The sequence below is a fragment of the Pseudoalteromonas sp. SWN166 genome, from assembly GCF_015864485.1.
In the GTDB taxonomy this organism is placed as follows: Bacteria; Pseudomonadota; Gammaproteobacteria; order Enterobacterales; family Alteromonadaceae; genus Pseudoalteromonas.
Window position 1 is genome coordinate 140,546 of record NZ_JADYXB010000007.1, and the last position, 22,576, is coordinate 163,121.

At 38.7% G+C, this 22,576-nt stretch carries 23 protein-coding genes and 1 tRNA gene; 15 read left to right on the forward strand and 9 right to left on the reverse strand.

All coding sequences use genetic code 11. The annotated features are described in order from the left end of the window. Position 1 precedes the first annotated feature (1 nt). From I6F49_RS06440 to I6F49_RS06450, 3 genes are read left to right on the forward strand one after another with little or no spacing between them, the layout of a single operon-like run. Positions 2 to 382 (forward strand): DUF3019 domain-containing protein, encoded by a 381-nt coding sequence (locus tag I6F49_RS06440; RefSeq protein WP_197179283.1) that lies wholly within the window; start codon positions 2 to 4, stop codon positions 380 to 382. 14 nt (positions 383 to 396) lie between these two features. Further along, positions 397 to 1,089 carry a response regulator gene (locus tag I6F49_RS06445; RefSeq protein WP_166421247.1) on the forward strand — a complete coding sequence of 231 codons (693 nt, stop codon included), beginning with the start codon at positions 397 to 399 and terminating at the stop codon, positions 1,087 to 1,089. A 25-nt stretch (positions 1,090 to 1,114) separates the two neighbouring features. Next, complete coding sequence (locus tag I6F49_RS06450) at positions 1,115 to 2,362, forward strand: ATP-binding protein (RefSeq protein WP_197179285.1); 1,248 nt, start codon at positions 1,115 to 1,117, stop codon at positions 2,360 to 2,362. Between the two features lie 97 nt (positions 2,363 to 2,459). Here the strand turns inward: I6F49_RS06450 and I6F49_RS06455 are convergent, their stop codons facing one another. Beyond that, positions 2,460 to 2,675 (reverse strand): DUF3820 family protein, encoded by a 216-nt coding sequence (locus I6F49_RS06455; RefSeq protein WP_166421245.1) that lies wholly within the window; start codon positions 2,673 to 2,675, stop codon positions 2,460 to 2,462. Between the two features lie 350 nt (positions 2,676 to 3,025). Then, complete coding sequence (locus I6F49_RS06460) at positions 3,026 to 4,600, reverse strand: cation:proton antiporter family protein (RefSeq protein ID WP_197179287.1); 1,575 nt, start codon at positions 4,598 to 4,600, stop codon at positions 3,026 to 3,028. Between the two features lie 265 nt (positions 4,601 to 4,865). On the opposite strand from I6F49_RS06460, the gene I6F49_RS06465 reads away from it, so the two are divergent. Both I6F49_RS06465 and I6F49_RS06470 read left to right on the forward strand, forming a co-directional pair. Next, positions 4,866 to 5,609 (forward strand): sporulation protein, encoded by a 744-nt coding sequence (locus tag I6F49_RS06465; RefSeq protein WP_166421243.1) that lies wholly within the window; start codon positions 4,866 to 4,868, stop codon positions 5,607 to 5,609. A gap of 72 nt (positions 5,610 to 5,681) precedes the next feature. Next, a complete protein-coding gene (locus tag I6F49_RS06470) occupies positions 5,682 to 6,131 on the forward strand; it encodes a GNAT family N-acetyltransferase (RefSeq protein WP_197179289.1) in 450 nt (149 codons plus the stop codon). A gap of 240 nt (positions 6,132 to 6,371) precedes the next feature. Here I6F49_RS06470 and I6F49_RS06475 read toward each other — a convergent pair whose 3' ends face one another. From I6F49_RS06475 to I6F49_RS06500, 6 genes are all read right to left on the reverse strand, one after another. Beyond that, positions 6,372 to 7,727 (reverse strand): sodium-dependent transporter, encoded by a 1,356-nt coding sequence (locus tag I6F49_RS06475; protein ID WP_166421241.1) that lies wholly within the window; start codon positions 7,725 to 7,727, stop codon positions 6,372 to 6,374. A 204-nt stretch (positions 7,728 to 7,931) separates the two neighbouring features. Next, on the reverse strand, positions 7,932 to 9,224 hold the full coding sequence (locus tag I6F49_RS06480) for a sensor histidine kinase (protein WP_166421240.1): 1,293 nt from the start codon (positions 9,222 to 9,224) through the stop codon (positions 7,932 to 7,934). A 19-nt stretch (positions 9,225 to 9,243) separates the two neighbouring features. After that, entirely contained in the window at positions 9,244 to 9,948 is a 705-nt protein-coding gene (locus tag I6F49_RS06485; RefSeq protein WP_197179291.1) for a response regulator transcription factor, read from the reverse strand. 24 nt (positions 9,949 to 9,972) lie between these two features. Continuing rightward, positions 9,973 to 10,356 (reverse strand): DUF3019 domain-containing protein, encoded by a 384-nt coding sequence (locus I6F49_RS06490; protein ID WP_197179293.1) that lies wholly within the window; start codon positions 10,354 to 10,356, stop codon positions 9,973 to 9,975. After that, a complete protein-coding gene (locus I6F49_RS06495) occupies positions 10,346 to 11,128 on the reverse strand; it encodes a MipA/OmpV family protein (RefSeq protein ID WP_010553867.1) in 783 nt (260 codons plus the stop codon). The genes I6F49_RS06490 and I6F49_RS06495 overlap by 11 nt, the downstream gene beginning before the upstream one ends. A gap of 180 nt (positions 11,129 to 11,308) precedes the next feature. Continuing rightward, positions 11,309 to 12,112, reverse strand: a complete 804-nt coding sequence (locus tag I6F49_RS06500) for a hypothetical protein (RefSeq protein WP_197179303.1) — start codon at positions 12,110 to 12,112, stop codon at positions 11,309 to 11,311. A gap of 112 nt (positions 12,113 to 12,224) precedes the next feature. Between I6F49_RS06500 and I6F49_RS06505 the strand changes: the two genes are divergently transcribed. Further along, positions 12,225 to 13,379 (forward strand): serine hydrolase domain-containing protein, encoded by a 1,155-nt coding sequence (locus tag I6F49_RS06505; protein ID WP_197179305.1) that lies wholly within the window; start codon positions 12,225 to 12,227, stop codon positions 13,377 to 13,379. Next, the gene (locus I6F49_RS06510; protein ID WP_197179307.1) at positions 13,376 to 13,879 is read left to right on the forward strand and encodes a SixA phosphatase family protein; all 504 of its coding nucleotides are present in this window, start codon (positions 13,376 to 13,378) and stop codon (positions 13,877 to 13,879) included. The genes I6F49_RS06505 and I6F49_RS06510 overlap by 4 nt, the downstream gene beginning before the upstream one ends. 80 nt (positions 13,880 to 13,959) lie before the next feature. Here the strand turns inward: I6F49_RS06510 and yhbY are convergent, their stop codons facing one another. Next, on the reverse strand, positions 13,960 to 14,256 hold the full coding sequence (gene yhbY / locus I6F49_RS06515) for a ribosome assembly RNA-binding protein YhbY (protein ID WP_002963153.1): 297 nt from the start codon (positions 14,254 to 14,256) through the stop codon (positions 13,960 to 13,962). An 88-nt stretch (positions 14,257 to 14,344) separates the two neighbouring features. Here yhbY and rlmE point away from each other — a divergent pair, with 88 nt between their 5' ends. From rlmE to I6F49_RS06555, 8 genes are all read left to right on the forward strand, one after another. Next, on the forward strand, positions 14,345 to 14,974 hold the full coding sequence (gene rlmE, locus I6F49_RS06520; RefSeq protein ID WP_197179309.1) for a 23S rRNA (uridine(2552)-2'-O)-methyltransferase RlmE: 630 nt from the start codon (positions 14,345 to 14,347) through the stop codon (positions 14,972 to 14,974). A gap of 66 nt (positions 14,975 to 15,040) precedes the next feature. Further along, on the forward strand, positions 15,041 to 16,984 hold the full coding sequence (gene ftsH / locus I6F49_RS06525) for an ATP-dependent zinc metalloprotease FtsH (RefSeq protein WP_033012255.1): 1,944 nt from the start codon (positions 15,041 to 15,043) through the stop codon (positions 16,982 to 16,984). An 80-nt stretch (positions 16,985 to 17,064) separates the two neighbouring features. Further along, positions 17,065 to 17,910, forward strand: coding sequence for a dihydropteroate synthase (gene folP, locus I6F49_RS06530; RefSeq protein ID WP_197179311.1), 846 nt, complete (start codon positions 17,065 to 17,067; stop codon positions 17,908 to 17,910). Further along, positions 17,910 to 19,259: a phosphoglucosamine mutase gene (gene glmM / locus I6F49_RS06535; RefSeq protein ID WP_007586638.1), complete on the forward strand. Its 1,350-nt coding sequence runs from the start codon at positions 17,910 to 17,912 to the stop codon at positions 19,257 to 19,259. Before folP ends, glmM begins: the two co-directional genes overlap by 1 nt. A gap of 71 nt (positions 19,260 to 19,330) precedes the next feature. Then, positions 19,331 to 20,080 carry a triose-phosphate isomerase gene (gene tpiA / locus I6F49_RS06540; RefSeq protein ID WP_197179313.1) on the forward strand — a complete coding sequence of 250 codons (750 nt, stop codon included), beginning with the start codon at positions 19,331 to 19,333 and terminating at the stop codon, positions 20,078 to 20,080. Position 20,081: 1 nt separating this feature from the next. Then, positions 20,082 to 20,435, forward strand: a complete 354-nt coding sequence (secG, locus tag I6F49_RS06545) for a preprotein translocase subunit SecG (protein WP_149591809.1) — start codon at positions 20,082 to 20,084, stop codon at positions 20,433 to 20,435. An 80-nt stretch (positions 20,436 to 20,515) separates the two neighbouring features. Continuing rightward, positions 20,516 to 20,600 (forward strand) — tRNA-Leu (locus tag I6F49_RS06550). A gap of 199 nt (positions 20,601 to 20,799) precedes the next feature. Beyond that, positions 20,800 to 22,425 (forward strand): methyl-accepting chemotaxis protein, encoded by a 1,626-nt coding sequence (locus I6F49_RS06555; RefSeq protein ID WP_197179314.1) that lies wholly within the window; start codon positions 20,800 to 20,802, stop codon positions 22,423 to 22,425. The last annotated feature ends 151 nt before the right edge of the window (positions 22,426 to 22,576 follow it).

The following is a 22,576-nucleotide window of genomic DNA, read 5'->3' on the forward strand; positions in this document are numbered from 1 at the left end:
TATGAAGTATTCAATATTAGTTGTGTTTATGGCCACTTTTTTTAGTGGCTTTAGTATGGCACAAACCCCTGTTTTTAGCGTTTCTCCAAAAGTCTGCGTTGTCTCTGAACAGCAGGGTTTTTGCGATCTTGATTTACAATTTAAATGGCAATTAAACGCCTACAGTGATGTCTGTTTGTATCAGCAAGAGCAACGGCTTCAATGCTGGGAGCAACAACTTTCTGGGCAATTTAATTATAAAGCGCGTGTTCAGGTGGAGACCATATACTCCTTAATCAATCCTCATACGGGTGTGTTAATAGCAAAAACACAGGTTGAAGTACAAAGCGCCCATGCTAAAAAAAATAGGCGTAGGCTTCGCTCTCCGTGGAGCTTTTTTTAATTTAGGAGCAACTAATGCCAAAAATTTTACTTGTTGAAGATGATCTCGGTTTACAACAACTAACAAAAGATTACCTTGAACATAATGGCCTTGAAGTCGCAGTGTTAGAGCGTGGTGACGAAGTATTTAATTACCTAGAAAATAATTCACCCGATTTAATGATTTTAGACGTTATGCTGCCAGGTAAAGATGGCTTTAGCGTTTGCCGCCAAGTGAGAGACAAATTTACTCTGCCAATTTTAATGTTAACTGCTAAAGGTGAAGACTTTGACCAAGTACTTGGTTTAGAACTTGGCGCTGATGACTACGTAATAAAACCAGCAGAGCCACGTGTATTATTAGCGCGAATTAATGCATTACTTCGTCGTGGGCAACCAATCGTAAAATCAAATGAAGAACTTCAGTTTGGTGATTTAGTTATTGATAAAACAAGCCGCATTGTAAAGCTAAGTGATTCAGAGATTGTATTAACATCACACGAGTTTGAGCTACTATGGTTATTAGCATCAAATGCGGGCGAAGTACTAAGTAGAGAACATGTGCACCAACATATGATTGGCCGTCAATACGATGGACTTGATAGAACTGTTGATGTACGCGTTTCAAGAATTCGAAAAAAATTAGGCGATAACAGTGATAAGCCGTATCGTATAAAAACTGTATGGGGACAAGGGTATTTATTTGTTTCTGATGCGTGGGATCTTTAGAACTATTTAAGGTTAGTCGGCTTTAATGGGAAAACTGTTTACCAGCTTATACTTATACATCATCGTTTCTTTGTTTGTAGTAAGTGGTGTTATAGAGCAGTTGTGGCCTTATGAAGAGTCGCAACAGCAAGTTCTCTTAGACGATGAGTTTGGGCAATCACTCTGGTTGCTCTCACAAACCCCCAATGGTCTTAAAAAGCTAAAACATAACTTTGAAAGTAAAGTGATTGATAGACGCGATTTAATACTTCCTCAAAAACAACAATCGCAGCTCAACCAAAACCACTACTTATACTTATACGATAAGCAACAACGCATTGTTTGGTATGTAGATATTGGTAATGACTCATTACTTCAAGTAGGACCGGTCGGTGTATTAACACCGCAATCATCTTCTGTTTGGCCCTATTTATTACTCCTTGTTATTGTTGGTATTCCTGTTGGGCTGTGGAGCTTTTTATTGTGGCGAGATTTTGCAAAGCTTCGTAAAGCATGTGAAGCGGTAGAGGGTTTACAAGATTTTCAGTTAAATGATTCCTCTAAGTCTTTCTTTTTACCCATCACCGATACATTAAAGGTAATGCAGCAACGTATTGAGTTTTTACTTAGTGCGCAGCAAGAACTTACTTCATCGGTATCGCATGAATTTAGAACGCCACTAGCACGTTTAAAGTTTGCAATTGTCATGCTACAAGAACAAATACTTGATGAAAAAGGCGAAAAATACCTAGTAAATATGCAAACGGATATTAGTGAGCTTGAATCACTTGTCTCTGAAATGCTGGAGTATGCGCGATTAGACTCTCAACAACCTAGTTTACAGCCAATAAACTGTGACTTAGCTGGGCTGGTAAAAACCACTGTTGAAAAGCTAAATTTTGAAGCGCGAACAACGCTCTCTACACATCTTCCAGATCATTTAATCTATTATTGCGATAGCCATTTTATGGCGCGAGTATTTCAAAATTTAATTGGGAATGCGCTCAAGTATACACATCAACAGGTTAAAATTTCCCTGAAACAAGAGGCAAATCACATTGTATTGATTGTTGAAGATGATGGTGAAGGGGTTGACCCGGCTGAGCGAGAAAATGTATTTAAACCTTTTACTCGGCTTGATAAAAGCAGGGGCAAAGGTACCGGTGGTTTTGGTTTGGGTCTCGCTATAGTTGCTAAAATTGTGTCGTGGCATCAGGGGGAGTGCACAGTTGAAAGCTCAAGTTTAGGCGGAGCAAAATTTATTGTGTGTTTACCTCTCAAACTAAAGACATAAAAAAAGCGCCAAGAGGCGCGTTTTTTGTGGTTAAAAACCAAAATCAACAAGTAGCAATATAATAGACCGCGTACCTTCAAAAAAGTTCTCAATTATTTTATCTTTTATCCAGTAATGGCATCAGCATTTGCTCAAGGCCATTTAGTTTTACTTCGTACATTATCGCAAGTTGGCTACCTAGCTTTGAATCTGGAAACCCTTGCTTGTTAAACCACACCAAATAAGGTTCTGGTAGCAGCAATAACGGGCGTCCTGCATATTTTCCAAACGGCATTGTGGTATTTATCGCTATTTTTAATTGTTTTGGATCCATAAAAATTACTTGGGTATTTAAAGTTTGGGTAAGTGTAAGGGATTTTAGAGATATAAAATAGGCTGTGACGGGCAAGAAACAGCCTATTTTGCGAGGGAGTAGGCCCTCTAATTTAATGATTTTATGTTGATTATTATAAACCTAGTTGAATGTCAATTAGCTGGGATCTAATTAAGTTATTATTAGAACATGGATTCTATTTAACCAACATCGCTAGTCTACCTGTTTTTTATTACTATGGAGAATTGGCTTGTAAAGGAATGTAAATAGAATTGCTTTTTATTTAAAAACTAATAACAAAGCCTTATTAATGTAAAGCTTTGTTATTGATCAATATTACAAAAAAGAGGTTATTTGTTAAATAGCTTTTGTTTAACGTGCTCTGCAAAACCACTACCAGCTTCTAGGTAAAAGTTATAAGTAGAGTGAACGCCCATTTCTTCAAGTTCCTTTTGTTGATCAGGGTAGTTTGCAATAGCTGTTACTTGACCTTGATAGCCTGAGGCTTGTAGTTGCTCTAGTGCAAAAATATTTTGCATATGCTTTGGCATTGCTAGCATAACCATTTCTACCTGTGAATGATTTACTCGTTGCCAAAAGTCAGGGTCGGTTGCATCAGCAATTAATACGTTGCGCCCTCTGTTAACGTGTTTGTCCACCACCTCAGGTTTTATATCTATACCTGCAACAACATTTGGGTGAGTCGCGTTTATTGTTTCGTAAGCACCTGTGCCAATACGGCCCATACCAAAAATGACTATTTTAGTATCGTTAAGGTTAACGGGTAGCTCCTCAGCTAAACGTGTTTTACTTTCGAATTTTAATAGCCAGTGCTCTATTTTTACGTATAACTCGTTTGAACGCTTATTAAGTGGCGAAGCAATTACAAAGGTAATAGAAACGGCAATTGCCATTACAGCGAGCCACTCAGAGGTGATCATGCCAGTAGTTGCAGCCACTGCACATACAATTAATCCAAACTCACTGTAGTTAGATAAACTAAAAGCGGTAAGTAATGACGTACGCGCACGTAGTTTAAATACGTTAGTGAACACATAATAAAGCGCTATTTTAATTGGTAACACTAAAATAAGTATAATGGCAACAATCAAGGAATTAGTAGTTAGCTCTGCACTTAAACCAATACTTAAGAAAAAGCCGACTAGTAATATGTCTTTTAAATTAAGCAGAGACTTTGATAACTCGCCTGCTTTTTTATGGGGAGCAAACATCATTCCAATTATAAGTGCGCCTAAGTCGCCTTTTAGCCCTGCAAATTCAAAAGCATGATAACCAGCGACGAGAGCAAAGAAAAAACCAAATAATGGCAATAGTTCACCATGTTTAGAGCGATTTAACACGCCATACATAACAGGTCGTAATAAAGGCAAAGCAATAATTAATGCAATTGCCCATACATTTGGGACTTTACCGGTACTAATGGCTAAAAAGATAACGGCAAAGATATCTTGCATTACTAATATACCAATGGCTATTTTGCCGTGTAGGCTTGCCATTTCCCCGCGTTCTTCAAGTACTTTCACTGCAAATACAGTGCTCGAAAAACTAAGCGCAAACCCAACTAATAAAGCACTTTGCCAACTTAAATCAACAAACAGTGGAATAGCGAAAACGCCAAGCAGCAACATAAAACCACTGAATAACGCACTGCTAAAAATGATATGTAATGTAGCAGGCGCCCATACTTGGGGTTTAATTAAGCTGTTAACTTTAAGTTTTAAGCCAATACTAAAAAGAAGAAGGGTAACGCCAAGAGCTGCAATTGTGTCGAGCAATTCTGTGCTTTTATAACCCGATAAATTTAAAGCAAAACCAGCTAATAAAAAGCCAATAAGAGGAGGTAGTTTTAATTGATAAACAGCAAAACCACAAACAAACGCGGCGGCAAAATAGATTAGTTCCATAATTCTTAATATCACTTCATTTGGGATTGCAGTGTAACGAAAAAATTATACCATTGAAAATAAAAATAGACCTAAAAATGAACGCGTCTAATCAGTTACTTGCCCAGTTACGTATAAAAAGTGCACATTAAACACGTATTTAATCGTAAATAGTATGTAAATAACATTTTTTCACTGACAACCGCTTTTAAATATGGTTAAGATGCGATAACGAAGAAGTTTAAGCCGGAGCAAATAATAGAGCCGCTCAGCTTAAGGAGAATATATGTTTAAAAAGATTTTAGCGTCGGTAGGTATTGGTGCTGCAAAAGTAGACACTATTTTAGAAACTGAGCGCCTGCAGCCAGGTCAGCTTTTTAACGCACAAATAGTCATTACCGCAGGTGATGTTAGCCAAGAGATTGCGGGCTTAGATTTATTACTAATGACCCGCGTTAAAGTGGCGGGTGATGATGGCGATTATTTTACTAACCATGTGATTGACCAATGGCGAATTACTGATATTGGTACAATTGAGCCTGGCGAAGTTAAAAATATTCCTTTTGAAGCACGTCTTCATTCTGAAACACCTATTACAGAAATTAATGCAGGGTACAATCAATCTCATGTATGGCTAGAAACAGGCTTAGACATAGACTTAGCACTCGACCCAACAGATAAAGACCATTTACACATTTACCCTAATGAAGCCGTTAAAACATGTATGCAGGCAATGGATAAACTAGGTTTTAGTTTGATGAAAGCGGATGTAGAAAAAGGTCATTTACGCGCTTCTACTTTTCAGTCGTTATCTGGTTGTTATCAAGAACTCGAATATAAGCCAAATAGTCGCAGCTTATTTGGTATTCAAGAGATTGAATTATCATTTATACCAGAGGCACATAAAACACATGTGCTTATAGAGCTAGACAGAGCCTTTAGAAGCGACGGTTATGTAGATTTAACCATAGAGCATGACCATGTAAATTTATCGCAGTTGTGCGACCAGCTAGAGCGCTTATTTACTTAATATAAACTAACAAATGAATAATTTTATTAAACCCGGCCTAGGCTGGGTTTATTGTTTATAGGATTTAATAATATGCAATTTGAATGTGAGCAATTTGACTCTCTCGACTCCCGGACTCTTTTTACTATTATGCGTGGGCGGGTTGATGTGTTTGTTGTAGAACAGGCGTGTCCTTACCCTGAACTTGATGATGTAGATATTGCGTTAAATACAAGGCATTTATATACATTGGATAATGGGCAACTGCAAACTTATGCGCGTTGTTATGACAAAAGCGAGCAATACAGCGCAATAGGTCGCGTGCTAGTGAGTGAAGGAGCGCGTGGTAATGGGTATGCTACTTTACTTATTACTGAAGCTATAGACTGCTGTAAAGCGCACTGGCCTGAGCGAGATATTTATATAGGCGCTCAAACTTATTTGCTTGATTTTTACCGCTCTTTTGGTTTTGAGGATTATAAAAGTGAATATTTAGAAGACGGTATCCCTCATCAGGATATGATTTTAAAACTTACTAAATAATACCAACCTGAATAAATCTTTGATCAATTTAACGAATTAAATTGCACTATAACGTCGTTAAAAATTTTTTATTTAGAACAACTAAATACAAAAATTTTTGCCTAGTTCTAGCGTAATTTTCTTAATGTTAAATAGACCCCGTATATAAGCAGATTGGTATAAATCCAATTTAAGAGTTATAAAAAAAACCACTAATGTGGGCTATTTTAATTTAATACTATTTTAAGGTTAAGGTATTATTTAGCTTAATAGTGAGTGTAAAAACACCATACCAATAGCAAGTGGACACACAAACTTAGTGTACCAAGGCCATACTTTCCAAAACAAGGTGTTATGGACCTCAGGATTACCTTCTTTAATTGCTTTAAGTAATGAGCCTCTGTACCAAATCCAGCCTACAAATATACAGCACATCAGGCCAAGTAAAGGCTGAGCTACTTTTGTAGTTAAAGTAATCACTAAACCAAATAAGCTCCCAAGGTTACATACAATTGTAATACTCACAACCGCAATGATTGCGCCGATTAGCCATGTAGCTTGAATGCGCTTCATTGCAAAGCGTTCCACAGTGTATGAAACAGGCGCTTCTAGCATTGAGATAGATGATGTTAAAGCGGCGATACTCATTAACGCAAAAAATGAAAAGCCCACAAATAAACCTACGTCGCCCATACCATCAAATAAAGCAGGGAGTACTTGAAACACTAATGTGTCTTCAGAGAGTAGTTTACCCGTTGTGGCAGAGAAAATTTCAACGCCTTGAGCTTGTGCTACATACATGGCCGGAATAATCAGTAAACCCGCTACAAAAGCTATAAATACATCAATAAGGGTTACATAAGCACCTAAAGAAACAAGGTTTTCTTTTTTGCTAATGTACGAGCCGTAAATAATCATTACGCTAGTACCAAGCGATAACGAGAAGAAGGCTTGACCGAGTGCACTAACTAATAACTGTGCATCAAAAATAGATGAAAAATCAGGAACCAAATACGCTTTTAAACCTTCCATTGCGCCATCTTGTGTCATTACGTAGGCAATGAGCGCAAATAAAATACCGAGAAGAGCGGGCATTAATCGTTTAGACCATTTTTCAATCCCGTTTTCTACGCCTCTACTGATAATAGCGACAGTTAGTACGATGAAGACGAGAGTGAATATAATGTTTCGAGTAAGTGATTGCTCGCTTAGCCATGTCGATGCTGTGTCGGCGCCGACTAAGGTGGCTATGGGCTCAGCTGTAGCACTAAGCATCCAACCTGCAACAATGGCGTAAAAGCTGAGTATAAAGCCAGCACATAAAATACCGCCAAAACCGACAATAAAGGCAAAATGTTTTTGCCATGGCTTATTAGATATTTTTTGAAGCGATGAAACCGCATTTGCTTGGCCATGACGGCCAATCATCAGCTCAGCCATTAAAGCGGGGTAGGCTAAAAAGAACGCAAGCACTAAATATGCGACTAAAAATGCAGCACCGCCATTACTGGCTGTTTGTGTAGGGAATCCCCAAATATTGCCCAAACCAACGGCAGAACCCGCGGCGGCCATAATAAAACCAAAGCGAGAGCTGAACTCGCCTCTAACTGCGCTCATATTATTGTACTTCTCTATTGTGTGACGGCGCTGACAATCTACTGGAAATGTAAATAAATAAAAAGTGCTTATTTGCTGATACTGCACAATTTAATAAGTAGAGTGTATGTAATACCTATCAGTTTTAATTATTGTTATCGAGACGTTTAAAATAACGAGTTGATTTTGTTTAATAATTGTTAATTACAGTCTGTAAAAATTGCTTTACGGGTTGTGGTGCTGAGCAATAATAAGGGTAAAGCACGCCCCGCCTAATTGATTACTTTTAGTTACTTTAACACTGCCGTGATGCCAGTCAGCTACTTTAGCTACAATAGCTAAACCAAGTCCATAACTTTTATCGGCTCTGTTACGATGATCTTCTTCTCTAAAAAATGGGCTAAATACGTTACTAAAGTTTTCTCGAGCGATACCAGGGCCGTCATCTTCTACCGTTATTATAAGCTGTTGCTCGTGTAACTTTGCACTGAGGTAAATATGTTGGTTTGCAAAATCACATGCGTTAGTTAATAAGTTAGTAATTGCACGCGCAAGCCAGTGAAGATCTGCATTTATTATTTCATCAGTGCTATTGAGTTGTACGCTAAGCATTTGCATTTCAAGCTTAGGGGCAAGCTGTATCAAAATATCTTCTAAATAGAGTTTAATATTTGTTGAAGAATAAGTGAGCTTGTTGGCGTTTTGCTCAAGTGTGGCAAATGCTAAATAACTACTAAGCATAGATTCCATATGATCTAAATCATTTTCCATACGCATTAAATACTGTTTTATTTTTTGCTCATTGTGACTATCTAATGCGGCATCTAGACCAAAACGTAGACACGCAATAGGGGTGCGTATGTCATGAGATAAGCTTGAGGCCATCAGTTTGTTTTCGGCAACAAGTTTCTCGATTTGGCTAGCCATGCGGTTAAAGGTAAGCTCTACATCTTTTATATAGGTAAAGTGCGATACTTTTATTCGGGCTTGAACATTACCTGAGGCAAACTTTTTAGCGGCTTCGTTTAACACAGTTAATCGTTTTGCTAAGGGTGCAATAATAAACCCCATAAAGACACATAAGCCTGCGTAAAATAGCAGGGTAAGTACAATGTCATTATGCTGCTCGATATCAACTATTTTGTCTAAACGCATTGATAAATGAAAAGGGTTTAAAACGGCGCTGCTATAAAGCATATAAAAGCCCTGTTGATCTTCTAAAATCAGTCCACCCGGTGTATGCATTTGTAATAATAAAGATGGTGGTAAAGCAAGTGATTCATTTGGCTTGTAATCAATTAAAATATCAAACTCTAGCGCCAGTTGTTTTACGTAATCGCTGCGCTCAGATGTGGGTATATTAGCTAACTGCTTGCTAAAACCCGTGATCATTTTACTTTGTTGACTAAATTCATCTTGTGGAGTGTGCGCCTGCTGACTAAAGGCATCAATAAGCCAGCCTAATACCACAATAGATAAAAGCGCACTGCCAAGAAGCGATATATAAAACTTTTTCATTTATAGATTCATCACTTTATTACCACGCAGTAGAAACAAGTAAATATCCACGACCCCAAATAGTTTTAATCTTTTCTGGATTTTGTGGGTCATCATTAAATTTTTTGCGTAGTGCAGAAATAAGTACATCAACACTTCTATCAAGTCCGTCGTATTCTCTACCTTTGGTTGCTTTAAATACAGCATCACGAGAGACCACTTGGCCCGCATTGCTCGCAAGATAATGAAGCAGTAAATACTCAGCGCTTGATATATTTATGTCTTGCTCGTTAAGTTTTACATTACGAGACTCGGTATCAATACTAAGCGTACCAACTTGAATAACACTTTCGTTAACGTGTGGGGTATTAGATTCATTATTTTGACGCAGAGCCGCTTTTATACGCGCTAGTAATGCACGAGGGCGCACAGGTTTCATTATGTAGTCGCTTGCACCTACTTCTAAACCAATGACTTCATCCATTTCTTCATCGCGAGCAGTAAGCATTATGATAGGCGAATTATAAAAACTACGAAGCTCTCTACATACGCTTATACCATCTTGTCCCGGGAGCATAATATCAAGGAGCACAATATTTGGGTTTAACGTTTTTACCTGGCTAACAACTTCGTCACCTCGATGACAAACATGCGTTGTATAGCCTTGCTCTGTTAAATATTCAGCAACCCATTGAGCAAGAGATACATCGTCTTCAACAAGTAAAATAGTGCCGTAGTTATCCATAAAATATCCTTAATGCGATTGGTATTAAAATAGTCGCCAGCGGCGCTTTTTTTGCCTGTTTTGATATACCCATTGAAGCTTTACTTCGGCAATACTTATTATTTTAGACGTATTGCTATCAAATAGTTCAAACGAAATGCTTTGCTGTGAGTCAAAAGCATAATTAAAAGTACCACTTTGTTGTTTAAGCCAACATTGCATTATGTACTTTGAGGTGGCGTCACGTAGGCAGTAATTACCAATAGTTGGTTGCTCCCATGTAAGCGTAACATCGGCATAGCAATTTCGCCCTTCGCGCAGTGCAACGCAGGTGTCGGGTAGTGCGATGAGTGCCTCAGGATGCTCCTGCGCTTTAACAGTAAAGGTACTGGGGAAGATCAGTAATACACAGATCCATCTAAAATACATAACGTAGGCCTACCTTGGCTTTATGTTGATATCCCTGGGAAATAATTGGGCTGTCGTCAATTTCTTTTGAAAACCATGTTGTAAGCCAGCCGGATAAAAACACCCAATCTTGGCTTATTGGGTACTCAGCATGGAACTCAAAAATAATACTAGTACTGGCATTGCTGCTATAAATCGGGCGAAGGCTGGTGGCTTCATCGCTATCAATACCAAAGTAATAATTGGTAAAGTCAGCAGAGTAGGCGCTTAAACCAACACCTGATCTAAACTCCCAGTTTCGCCATGGCAAAATATGACTAAAAAAGCTGTTTATAACCCAGCCATTGTGCGCGCCAGATACATCATGAAGGTATTCAAAAGAGAACTGTGAGTTTTCAAATCGGCGAGAGAGCCTAAGGCCAACATCAAAGTCGTAATTACGTTTTTTTATACCTTGGAGTTCTTTTATAACACCATGGTTATAAAATCCGAGGCCTTTTTCGTCAAATCCAGCTTGAGTATTTGTGCCTAATATATCTAGGCCCCAATCAAATTTATCTATAAGACTGTAGCCTATTACAAGGCCGCCACTGAGTTGATTGTGATCGAAATCAAGGTAAAATTTATCGTAGGAAACAGCAAGGCTTAAGTCGAGCTCAACGCCTTTATCGTAAGACTCAATACCAACAAGGTAAGAATCTTCAATATAAAAACCAGCGCCTGCACTCCAGTCCCACGCAAAACCTTGAGTTGGCTCTAACGTATTGTCTGCATAATAGCGGTTACTTGCCATACTCGATGTGCTAAAAATGCAGCAAAAAAGCAGTGTTATGCTCAGTAAAGTATGGTTAAGCAAAGCGTTTCTCATCCCTAAGGGCCTAATTATTATTTGTTATTAAGCGTAGTATATTGTTAATTCGTTCCTTTAATCTGTAAAAAAATGTAGTAAGTATAAGCGCAAGCTGGCTAAAACCTACTGAACTTTAATTTTATCGATTAATATACTGCTTAGGTAAAACTGCATCATAGGTGTTAATGCGCTTACTTCTGTTCTGTTACATGGACCGCTAAGTTTGGTAAGGCTAGATAGTTTTGACAATGTTTTGTACTGAGGAATTTGAATATCTTTTCCAAGTCTTTCAATACGAGCTTCATCAGTGTTTTGCTGATGAACAAAAGCGACAACCTCAAGCTCATTTGTTATTTTTTGCTCTTCAGTGAAATTGTAAATTAGTGGTTCACGATGAAAACTTGCACTGTCGATAGAAGATTTAGCAAACCAAACAACATCACCCGACGCTTTGTGTGTAAGACGCATACTAACTTGTGCAAATATTGCAGCGCACTGTTGTGTTGGATATTGCTGTGCAATATTTGAATATAAGGTAAAAGGGTTCTCTGGTTGTTTTATTGCGTACTTGGTATCGTCTATGAAAGTTAAGTCAAGTTGTTGAATAGTAAGTGTATAGTCGCTGTTGTTTTTAGTTGTTACTTTTAGCTGTTTGTCGTTAAGAGCTTGGCTAATTTGCGATAGAAGTTTATCGGTTACGCTTGCCTTACCGGTAATAATTTTTACTGTTTGGTTTCTAACTACTTTATGTGCAGGAAGTTGAACCGATTTAACTTTTGGAGATGAGTGCTCTGTGGTGTACTCAAGTTGATAGGTCTGACTTTTTAATGTTGGCTTTAATGGCATGGCCAGTGGTTCGGCCGGTTGCTTTGTAATAGCACAACCAGTTGATAATAAAATAAAAAGTGACACAACTAAAAAACGCATAAGTACTAAACACTCGCTTAAAACCAAATAATCGTCGTATTGTACGTTAGTACAAGCAAAACTTCATGATATTATCTGCGCAGATGTAGTTAAAAAGATAAAATTTATAAAAATGAAGTATCTCAACTCTTTATTGTATTGCCTATCTGCTTTGTGTTTGTTGTTTAGCTCTGTGAGTTTTGCAGCAAAAGCAGATCCTGATTGGGATGCATTTGTAAAAAAGTACGGCCGTTACGCACAAAAAAAATTAAAAAGTAAAGGTATACCCGGTGCAGCGCTTTCGATTGTAAATATAAGCAACTCTGATTACATCCACACTATGGGTGTTACTAAAACACGCAATGGGCAAAAAGTTAATAAGCATACTCGGTTTAGACTCGCATCTGTTTCTAAAACATTTGCAGGTTCGTTATCAGCTAAATTAGCCAGTGATGGTTTACTTGAATTAGACAAAGCTGTTAGCGAATACATAACTGATTTTAAAGGGACTGTTTATCAAGATGATTTAAAGGTGTTTCATCTTTTAAGCCATTCAAGCGGGTTAGTGCCTAATGCATACGATAATTTAATTGAGTCTCGTATGGATTACCCCGGAATTGTCGAAAAGTTAATTAGCGTTAAACCAATTTGCAAACCCGGCGAATGTTATGGCTATCAAAACGTAATGTTTAGCCTTATAGGTGATGTAATATTACAAAGCACCGATAAAAGTTACGGACAGTGGTTACGAGAAGCTATTTTTGAGCCTTTAAAAATGGGTGATGCCAGCTTAGGCTTTGAATCAATGACGAATGACAAAAATTACGCGCTACCGCACGTGCGTGGTAAAAAACGTTGGTATAGCGCTAAGCTTAAAAAAAATTACTATAAAGTGAGCCCAGCAGCCGGTGTAAATGCGAGCGCAAGTGATATGGCTATTTGGTTAAAAGCGCAGTTAGGGCAATATCCTGATGTTTTGTCATTAGATACATTGGCAAAACAAACACGCCCATACACTCACACAAAAAAAGAAATGTATCGCAGGGTGTGGAAAAAACACCTTAATGAAGCCTATTACGGTTTAGGTTGGCGTGTTTATAACTATGCCGATGAAACGCTTTATTATCATAGTGGTTGGGTTCAGGGATATAGAAGTGATGTGGTTGTATTTCCTCACTTGAATATTGGTTTTAGCTTAATAGTTAATGCTGAAACCGGCGTAATCAATGAGCTAACGACTGAATTTATCGACAGGCTATTAGAATACAAACGAGGTAAAAAAATATGAAAAATAAAATAATATTAGCAATCACTTTTTTAGTCATGTCATTTAATTGTAGTTTGGCATTTGCAGCACCTGATGAGATATATTTATTTCGTCATAGCGAAAAGTTAACGGGTAAAAATCCAGCGCTCTCAGAGGAAGGGAAGGCACGTGCAAATAATTTAGTTACGTTGTTTAAATCGCATCAAAATATACATCTTTTCAGCAGCAACTATAATCGTACGCTACAGACAGCAGCCCCTTTGCAGAAACATTTTAATACAAATATAAATATTTATGATGCAGGTGAGCTAAATAATTTAAAAAATGAGTTACTAAAACTAGAGGGCGTAGTTGTTGTTATTGGGCACAGTAATACAACACCAGAACTAGCCGAACTACTCTCGAATGAAAAAATGCCAACTATGAGTGAAGCACAATTTGACCAGTACTTTATATTGAATAAAAAGCCCAGTAGTAATGGCAGTGACTATGATGTAATCCATCATAAAATGAGTTTTTAATTTAAAAGCGTTAAATAATAAAAAACCAGCATTAAGCTGGTTTTTAGTTTAAACGTACTAAATCCTTTAAATAGGATTAATTAGTTACGTGGTAAGTGTATTTTTTTCTCAACGCTTTGACGATAAAGCACAATAGTGTGACCTATCGTTTGTAGCTTAGTCGCACCAGTTTCACGTACGATTGCTTCAAAAATAAGTGCTTTTGTTTCACGATCGTCAGTTGGAACTTTAACTTTGATTAATTCGTGAATTTCTAATGCACTTTGAATTTCGACTACTACGCCCTCGGTTAGACCGTTAGAACCTAGTAAAACTACAGGCTTAAGGCTATGTGCCTGACCTTTTAAAAACTGCTTTTGTTTGTTTGATAATGTCATGTTTATACAAATTTTGCTGAATATGGCTTGAATTAAGGGTATTCTAACGCCATCTAGAGAATATTACTAATTAGTTGCGTGTTAATTTATGACAAATAAAAAACAGTCAGCCAGTTCACAGCGATGGCTGAAAGAACATTTTGATGATAAATATGTTCAAGAAGCGCAAAAAAAAGGCTGGCGTTCCCGAGCGGTTTTTAAATTAGATGAAGTACAAAACAGAGATAAAGTACTTCGCCCTGGCATGACCGTTGTTGATTTAGGGGCGGCTCCAGGAAGTTGGTCTCAATACTTGGCTGAAAAAGTAGGCGACAAAGGTCAAGTAATTGCGTGTGATATATTACCAATGGATTCACTTGCGGGCGTTGACTTCTTACAAGGTGACTTTCGTGAGGAGGCTGTGTTAAATGCGTTGTTAAAACGTATTGATGGTAAAAATGTTGATGTGGTACTCTCTGACATGGCACCAAATATGAGTGGCAATAACTCAGTAGATCAAGCAGGTAGCATGTATTTGGTAGAACTTGCGCTAGATATGTGTGCTCAAGTACTAAAGAAAAATGGCGCATTTATTGTTAAAGTTTTCCAAGGAGAAGGCTTTGATCAATACTTGCAAGATGTACGTAATAGTTTTAAAGCAGTGAAAATACGCAAACCTGATGCCTCACGTGCCCGTTCTCGGGAAGTATATATAGTAGCGACTGGATACAAACTGTAGTACAGTTGCTTGGCGTTTAGTTGAATTTAAATTAATTGGATACAAGAGGTTAACCCCTTGAGCGATATGGCGAAAAATTTAATACTATGGCTGGTGATTGCAGTTGTGCTGATGTCAGTCTTTCAGAGCTTTAATGGCGGCGAGCAAGTTGATCGTCAAACAAGTTACACTCAATTTGTGAAAGATGTCCGCAGTGGCTCTTTGCAAGAAGTTATTATCGACCGTGGTACAGGAAATATTACTGGTACTAAGAGCAGTGGTGAGCGTTTTCAAACAACGATGCCAATGTACGATGAAGACTTAATTAATGATTTACTTAAAAATGATGTAAATGTGAAGGGTGTACAACCTGAAGAACAATCATTCTTGGCAAGTATATTTATTTCTTGGTTCCCGATGATACTGCTTATAGGTGTATGGATATTCTTCATGCGTCAAATGCAAGGCGGCGGCGGTAAAGGCGCTATGTCATTTGGTAAGAGTAAAGCTCGCTTAATGAGCGAAGACCAAATTAAAACAACGTTTGCTGATGTTGCAGGCTGTGATGAAGCGAAAGAAGACGTTACCGAATTGGTCGACTTTTTACGTGACCCATCGAAATTTCAAAAGCTTGGCGGAAGTATTCCTAAAGGCGTATTGATGGTTGGTCCTCCAGGTACCGGTAAAACGTTGCTTGCAAAGGCTGTTGCTGGTGAAGCAAAAGTACCATTTTTTACAATTTCTGGTTCAGATTTTGTTGAAATGTTTGTGGGTGTTGGTGCGTCACGTGTACGTGACATGTTTGAACAAGCTAAAAAAGCGGCGCCTTGTATTATCTTTATAGATGAGATTGACGCTGTTGGTCGTAAACGTGGTGCTGGTATGGGCGGCGGTAACGACGAGCGTGAGCAAACACTTAACCAAATGCTAGTAGAGATGGATGGTTTTGGTGGTAACGAAGGTATAATCGTTATTGCAGCAACTAACCGTCCTGATGTATTAGACCCTGCGTTACTTCGTCCGGGTCGTTTTGACCGTCAAGTTGAAGTGGGTTTACCTGATATTCGTGGTCGTGAGCAAATACTTAAAGTACACATGCGTAAAGTGCCATTAGGCGATAACGTAGAAGCGGCTCTTATAGCACGTGGTACTCCAGGTTTCTCGGGTGCTGATTTAGCAAACTTAGTAAACGAAGCTGCACTTTATGCTGCACGCGGTAATAAACGTGTTGTCAGTATGGCTGAATTTGACGCTGCTAAAGATAAGATCATGATGGGTGCAGAGCGCAAGACCATGGTGATGAGCGAGCAAGAAAAGGCAATGACTGCGTACCATGAAGCAGGCCATGCAATTGTTGGTCGTATGGTGCCAGAACATGATCCAGTTTATAAAGTATCTATTATTCCACGTGGCCGTGCGCTAGGTGTAACAATGTACTTACCAGAACAAGACCGTGTTAGCCATTCAAAAGAGCTTTTAGAATCAATGATTTCTAGCCTTTATGGTGGTCGTATTGCTGAAGCACTTATTTACGGTGCTGATAAAGTAACAACGGGTGCAAGTAACGATATTGAACGAGCTACAGACATAGCGCGTAAAATGGTTACGCATTGGGGTTTAAGTGAAAAATTAGGTCCGTTACTTTACGCTGAAGATCAGAACGAAATGTACATGGGTGGCGGCGGTAGTCGTTCATCTAGCATGTCAGACGACACAGCTAAAATAATCGATGCAGAAGTACGTTTATTTTCAGACCGTAACTATCAACGAGCAGAAGAAATATTAAAAGAAAATATTGATATTCTTCACTCAATGAAAGATGCGCTAATGAAATACGAAACTATTGATGCTAAGCAAATTGATGATTTAATGGCACGCCAACCAGTGCGTGAGCCGCGTGATGCACATGACCGTCATGAAGCAAAACCGGTAAAAGCGGAAGAACCTCAAGAGCCGGTAGTTGATGAAAGTCAAAATACTGATGATTCATCGAAAAAAGATGAAACAAACCTTGATGACAAAGCTGAATAATCGTTAAAATAGTTAATGAAAGCCCCGAACTTCGGGGCTTTTTTGTATCAACTATTTAGAAATAATTATAAAGGTTGGCAATGACTAACACATTAAAGCTTCCGAGAGGGCGTACACTTAATCTTGAAAAGCCCGTTATTATGGGAATATTAAATGTAACGCCGGATTCATTTTCTGATGGTGGGCAGTTTTTAGATCCCCAAATAGCGTTAAAGCGCGCAGTGCAATTATTAGATGACGGTGCGACAATTTTAGATATAGGGGGGGAGTCAACCCGTCCAGGCGCGCCAGATGTTAGTTTAGAAGATGAACTTGCTCGCGTGATCCCTGCAATTAAAGCGATACGTCAGCACAGTGACTGCGTTATATCAATTGATACCAGTAAAGCACCGGTAATGGAACAAGCAATACTCGCAGGAGCTGATATAGTAAATGATGTTAGAGCTTTGCAAGAACTAGATGCTTTAGAAACGGTTGCGCAATATGAAGATGTAGCAATTTGTTTAATGCATATGCAAGGGCAGCCCCGCAGCATGCAATCGGCACCTCATTACGATAATTTGTTTGCAGATATAAATATGTTTTTTAGTGAACGCATTAAAGCGTGTGAAACAGCGGGGATTAAGTTTGATCGACTTATTCTAGACCCCGGTTTTGGATTTGGAAAAACGCTTAGCCATAATTATCAAATATTGGCTAAGTTTGATGATTTTAATAAATTAGGTTTGCCATTATTGGCCGGATTATCTCGTAAATCGATGATAGGTAATTTATTAAACAGAGATACAGATGAACGGTTAGCGGGCAGCTTAGCGGGTGCGTTAATCGCAGCGCAAAATGGCGCAAAAATTATTCGTGTACATGACGTAAAAGAAACCGCAGATGTACTTGGTGTATATCAAGCCTGCGAACAAGGAATTGCATAATGAAAGAAAGAAAATATTTTGGCACCGATGGCGTGCGTGGACTTGTAGGCGCAGCGCCTATTAACCCTGAGTTTGCAATGAAGTTAGGTTGGGCAGCAGGGCGAGTATTATCACAAAGTGGCACTAAAAAAGTAATTATTGGTAAAGATACACGTATTTCGGGATATATGCTTGAAACCGCACTTGAGGCTGGTTTAATTGCCGCTGGTATTGATGTTGTGTTATTGGGTCCTATGCCTACACCGGCCGTTGCTTATTTAGCGCAAACATTTCGTGCTGAGGCAGGTATTGTAATTAGTGCCTCACATAATCCGTATTACGATAACGGTATTAAGTTTTTCAATGGTCAAGGCTTAAAGCTCGATGATGCAGTAGAGCTTGAAATTGAAGCGATGCTTGATGAGCAAATGACATGTGTTGCCTCAGATAAATTAGGTAAAGCATCGCGTTTAGTCAGTGCAGATGGCCGGTATATAGAGTTTTGTAAAAGCCAGTTCCCACAGGGCCTATCTTTAGAAGGTCTTAAAATTGTTGTCGATTGCGCAAATGGGGCTACTTATCATATTGCACCTTCTGTTATGCGTGAGCTTGGCGCAGAAGTAATAACACATGCATGCGAGCCTAATGGCGTTAATATCAACCATGAATGTGGCGCTACTCACGTAGATACTCTTAAACGTAAAGTGCTTGAACTCAAAGCCGACGTAGGTATTGCATACGATGGTGATGGTGACCGCGTGATGATGGTTGATCATAATGGCCGTGTTTTTGATGGTGATGATCTGGTTTATATTATTGCTTGCCAAGCAGCCCAAGATGATAATTTGGGTGGTGGTGTAGTTGGCACTGTTATGTCTAACATGGGCCTTGAAAATGCTTTAAAAGCAAAAGGTATCGAGTTTGCTCGCAGTAAAGTGGGCGATCGCTATGTTATGGAGTTGCTACAGCAAAAAGGCTGGAAAATTGGCGGCGAAAGCTCAGGCCATGTACTGAATCTAGATTTAATTAGCACGGGTGATGGCATTATATCAAGCTTGCAAGTACTGGCTGCTATGGTTGCACAAAATCGCACATTGCAAGACTTAGGCGCTGGTTTTACCAAGTATCCAATGAAAATGATAAACGTGCGTTATACTGCTGGAACTGACCCGACAAAAGCACCTGAAGTGCTTTCAGCTGTTGCAGAAGTTGAGCTTGCTTTAGGCGATAAAGGGCGTGTTTTACTGCGTAAGTCAGGCACTGAACCTGTGGTTCGTGTTATGGTTGAAGCCGAGCAAGAAAAGATTGTAATAGACAGCGCTCAAAAAATTGCAGCTGTTGTAGAATCTATGAGCAAACAAACTGATTAATAACAATAACCTCTTGTAACTTTGGGCGAGAAAAGTTAATATCTCGCCCGCTTTCTAATGTGGAGTGGATAATGGCAATACGCAAGGCGATGGTCGCAGGCAACTGGAAAATGAATGGCTCTTTAGAGTTAGTTAAACAAATGTCTGACGCTATTAACGATGTAAAATCACAAGAGATGGACATTGTTTTATTTCCTCCATTCCCACTTGTACCAGCAATGGTAGCTAGCGGTGTTTCTGCAGGAGCTCAAACTGTTTCTGAAAATACACCTGGCGCATTTACTGGTGAAGTTGATGCGCAGCTTATAAAAGATTTAGGTGCAACTTACGTACTCGTTGGTCATTCTGAACGCCGCAGTATTTATAACGAAAGTAATGCAACAGTCGCTGAAAAGTTTGCTAGAGCACAGCAAGTAGGTTTAACGCCAATTTTATGTGTAGGCGAGAGTGAAAGTGAGCAAGAAAACGGTCAAACCGAACAAGTAGTTGCTGCACAGATTGATGCAGTAATAGAGAAATTAGGTGTAGCAGCACTGAAAGATTCTGTGATAGCATACGAGCCCGTTTGGGCCATAGGCACAGGTAAGACTGCATCGCCAGAGCAGGCACAAACTGTTCATAAATTTATCCGTGACAAAGTTGCTTCACTTGATAGCAATTTAGCACAAGGGCTTACCATCTTATACGGTGGTAGCGTTAATGAAAAAAATAGCGAATTATTATTTGCACAAACAGATATAGATGGCGGCTTAATTGGCGGCGCAAGTCTAAAAGCAGAATCTTTTACTGCAATCTGTAACAGTGCAAAAGGGACTGTATAAGATGTACGAAATTTTATTAGTAGTTTATTTAGTTGTAGCTTTGGCTCTAGTTGGAATGGTTTTAATTCAACAGGGTAAAGGCGCAGATATGGGTTCTTCATTTGGCGCTGGTGCATCAGGCACAGTTTTTGGTTCGTCAGGTGCAGGTAACTTTATGACAAAAACAACCACAAGCTTAGCTACGGTATTTTTTGTTTTAAGCATTGTGTTAGGTAACTTAACGGCTGGTCAAATTAAAAAGACTGACGAATGGGAAAACCTAGAGCAAGCTCCAGCAGTAGAAACGGTAGTTCCTGTTGAAGAAGATGTTCCAGTAACATCTACGAAAGGGCAAAGCTCTGACGTGCCGAACTAATTTAGCGTAAAGCTATCGTTAAACGATTTATCTTCCTCAAATAAATCACATGTTTAACATTTAAGCGAAAGCTTAAAAATGCGGATGTGGTGGAATTGGTAGACACGCCACCTTGAGGGGGTGGTGCTTTAGGGCATGGGGGTTCAAGTCCCCCCATCCGCACCAAATTGTGAAAACCAGTAACAGAGATGTTACTGGTTTTTTTGTGCTTGAAATACATTTCGAGTGTTTTTTGAACATCATTTGCTTGTTGTGAAATAATTCTTCTATTTATTAGAAAAAACTAGAAATATTACAAATTTAGCTCACACTTATAGATATCAAGCCGATAACAAATATAGACAATAAAATAAGGTAGCACAGTATGGCTTCAGGCTTCTCTTTTCAAAACCTAAGCATAACAAAAAAAATACATGCAATAACATGCATTGCGGTAGTGGCCTTTATAGTGATCGTATTGATAAACTATCTGGCTATGAATGATAACAAGGTTTCTCTCGATGAAATGAGTAGTTCATCGTATAAAGTAGTAAAAATAACGTCGGAGAACGTAGGGCTCTTAGAAAAGCTTGACGAGCTTTATACTCAAGCTGTTACGTTTGGTGAGCAAGACCTTATTATTAAAGCGGATGAGGTCTATAAAACGATCGAATCTAATATTACTTTAATAACGCAACTGAACAGCTCCTACATTAGCAACGATATTATAAATGAGTTGTCGGATTACGAAAAAATATCTTCAAATATTGCTACGGGTATGATTAACGGTACTGCTGATTATAGTAAAATTCAACAACAGGCACAGCTTAAAACAAATTTGTATAACTCTGTTTTAGAAAGCTTTAAAGGAGCCCAACAAAAAGCCGATAATCGTTTTTTTGAACTTGTTGCCAATACTAAAACACGTTCTGATGAAGCATTAACTTTAATGTTAGCGGTTTCCATTGTTTCATTAATTTTACTTTTATTTATGGCTATTTGGATTGCTAAAAATATAGGTTCATCTGCTAGTGATGCAGCTAATAATTTGAGTTTATTAGCAAGTGGTAATGGCTCTTTAAGTACACAATTGTCTGTTAATTCAGAAGATGAAATAGGCCAAGTTTCTATTAACTTTAACGCGTTCATCTCTTTACTGAGAGAAACTGTACTTGAAGTTATTGCGGTGTGTGAACCTTTAATGGAAAACTCAACACGACTAGTTCAAGGTATGGAACAAGCAGAACGTGCTACAACAAAGCAAACCACTGATGCTGAAATTGTTAAACAATCTATGGAAGAAATGAAACAAAGCGTTGGCGATATTTCAGAATCTGCAGCTAATGCTTCTCATGCTGCTGAAACGGCCGAAAAAGAAGTAGAGCAAAGTCGTGCACAAGTACAAATGTCAGTTACTGCTTCTCGGACGCTCAGTGATGAAATTAATCGAGCAGCAAGCACTATCAATAAACTTGCAGACGATACAAAAAATGTATCACAGATTTTGAATGTAATTACGTCTATTGCAGATCAAACAAATTTACTGGCTCTTAATGCTGCTATTGAAGCTGCACGTGCAGGTGAGCACGGAAGAGGTTTTGCCGTAGTTGCTGATGAGGTACGTGAACTCGCTTCTCGTACAGCACATTCCACTAATGAAATACGTGAACTATTGGGATCATTAACTACTGCCGCAAATGAGTCTGTAGCCGCGATGACTTCAGCACGAGATATGGCAACAGATAACGCTACTGCCGCAGAGAAAACAGGTATTTCAATAGAGAAAATTGCAGAGCAAATGTTAGAAATTAATGGCATGAATTCGCAGATAGCAGCAGCGACTGAGGAGCAAACATCCGTAGCTGCTATGGTAGTAGATAATGTTTCAAATATGCATGTATCGTTCGAAGATACTATGGACTCTTTACTAGCTGTACGTGATGTAGCTAAAAATCTACACTATTTATCAGATAACCTATTAGATGCAACAGCTAAGTTTAGAATTGAGTAGGGCTTAGTAAGTATATAAAAAACCACCCAAGGGTTAACACCGATCAGTTAAGGTATTTTTGATCGGTTGACCGATCTTTTGGTTGCTTCACAATACCCTTATCATCTTTTGATTATGAGGGTATTTTTATGCTTAGTCATTGGTTACTTGA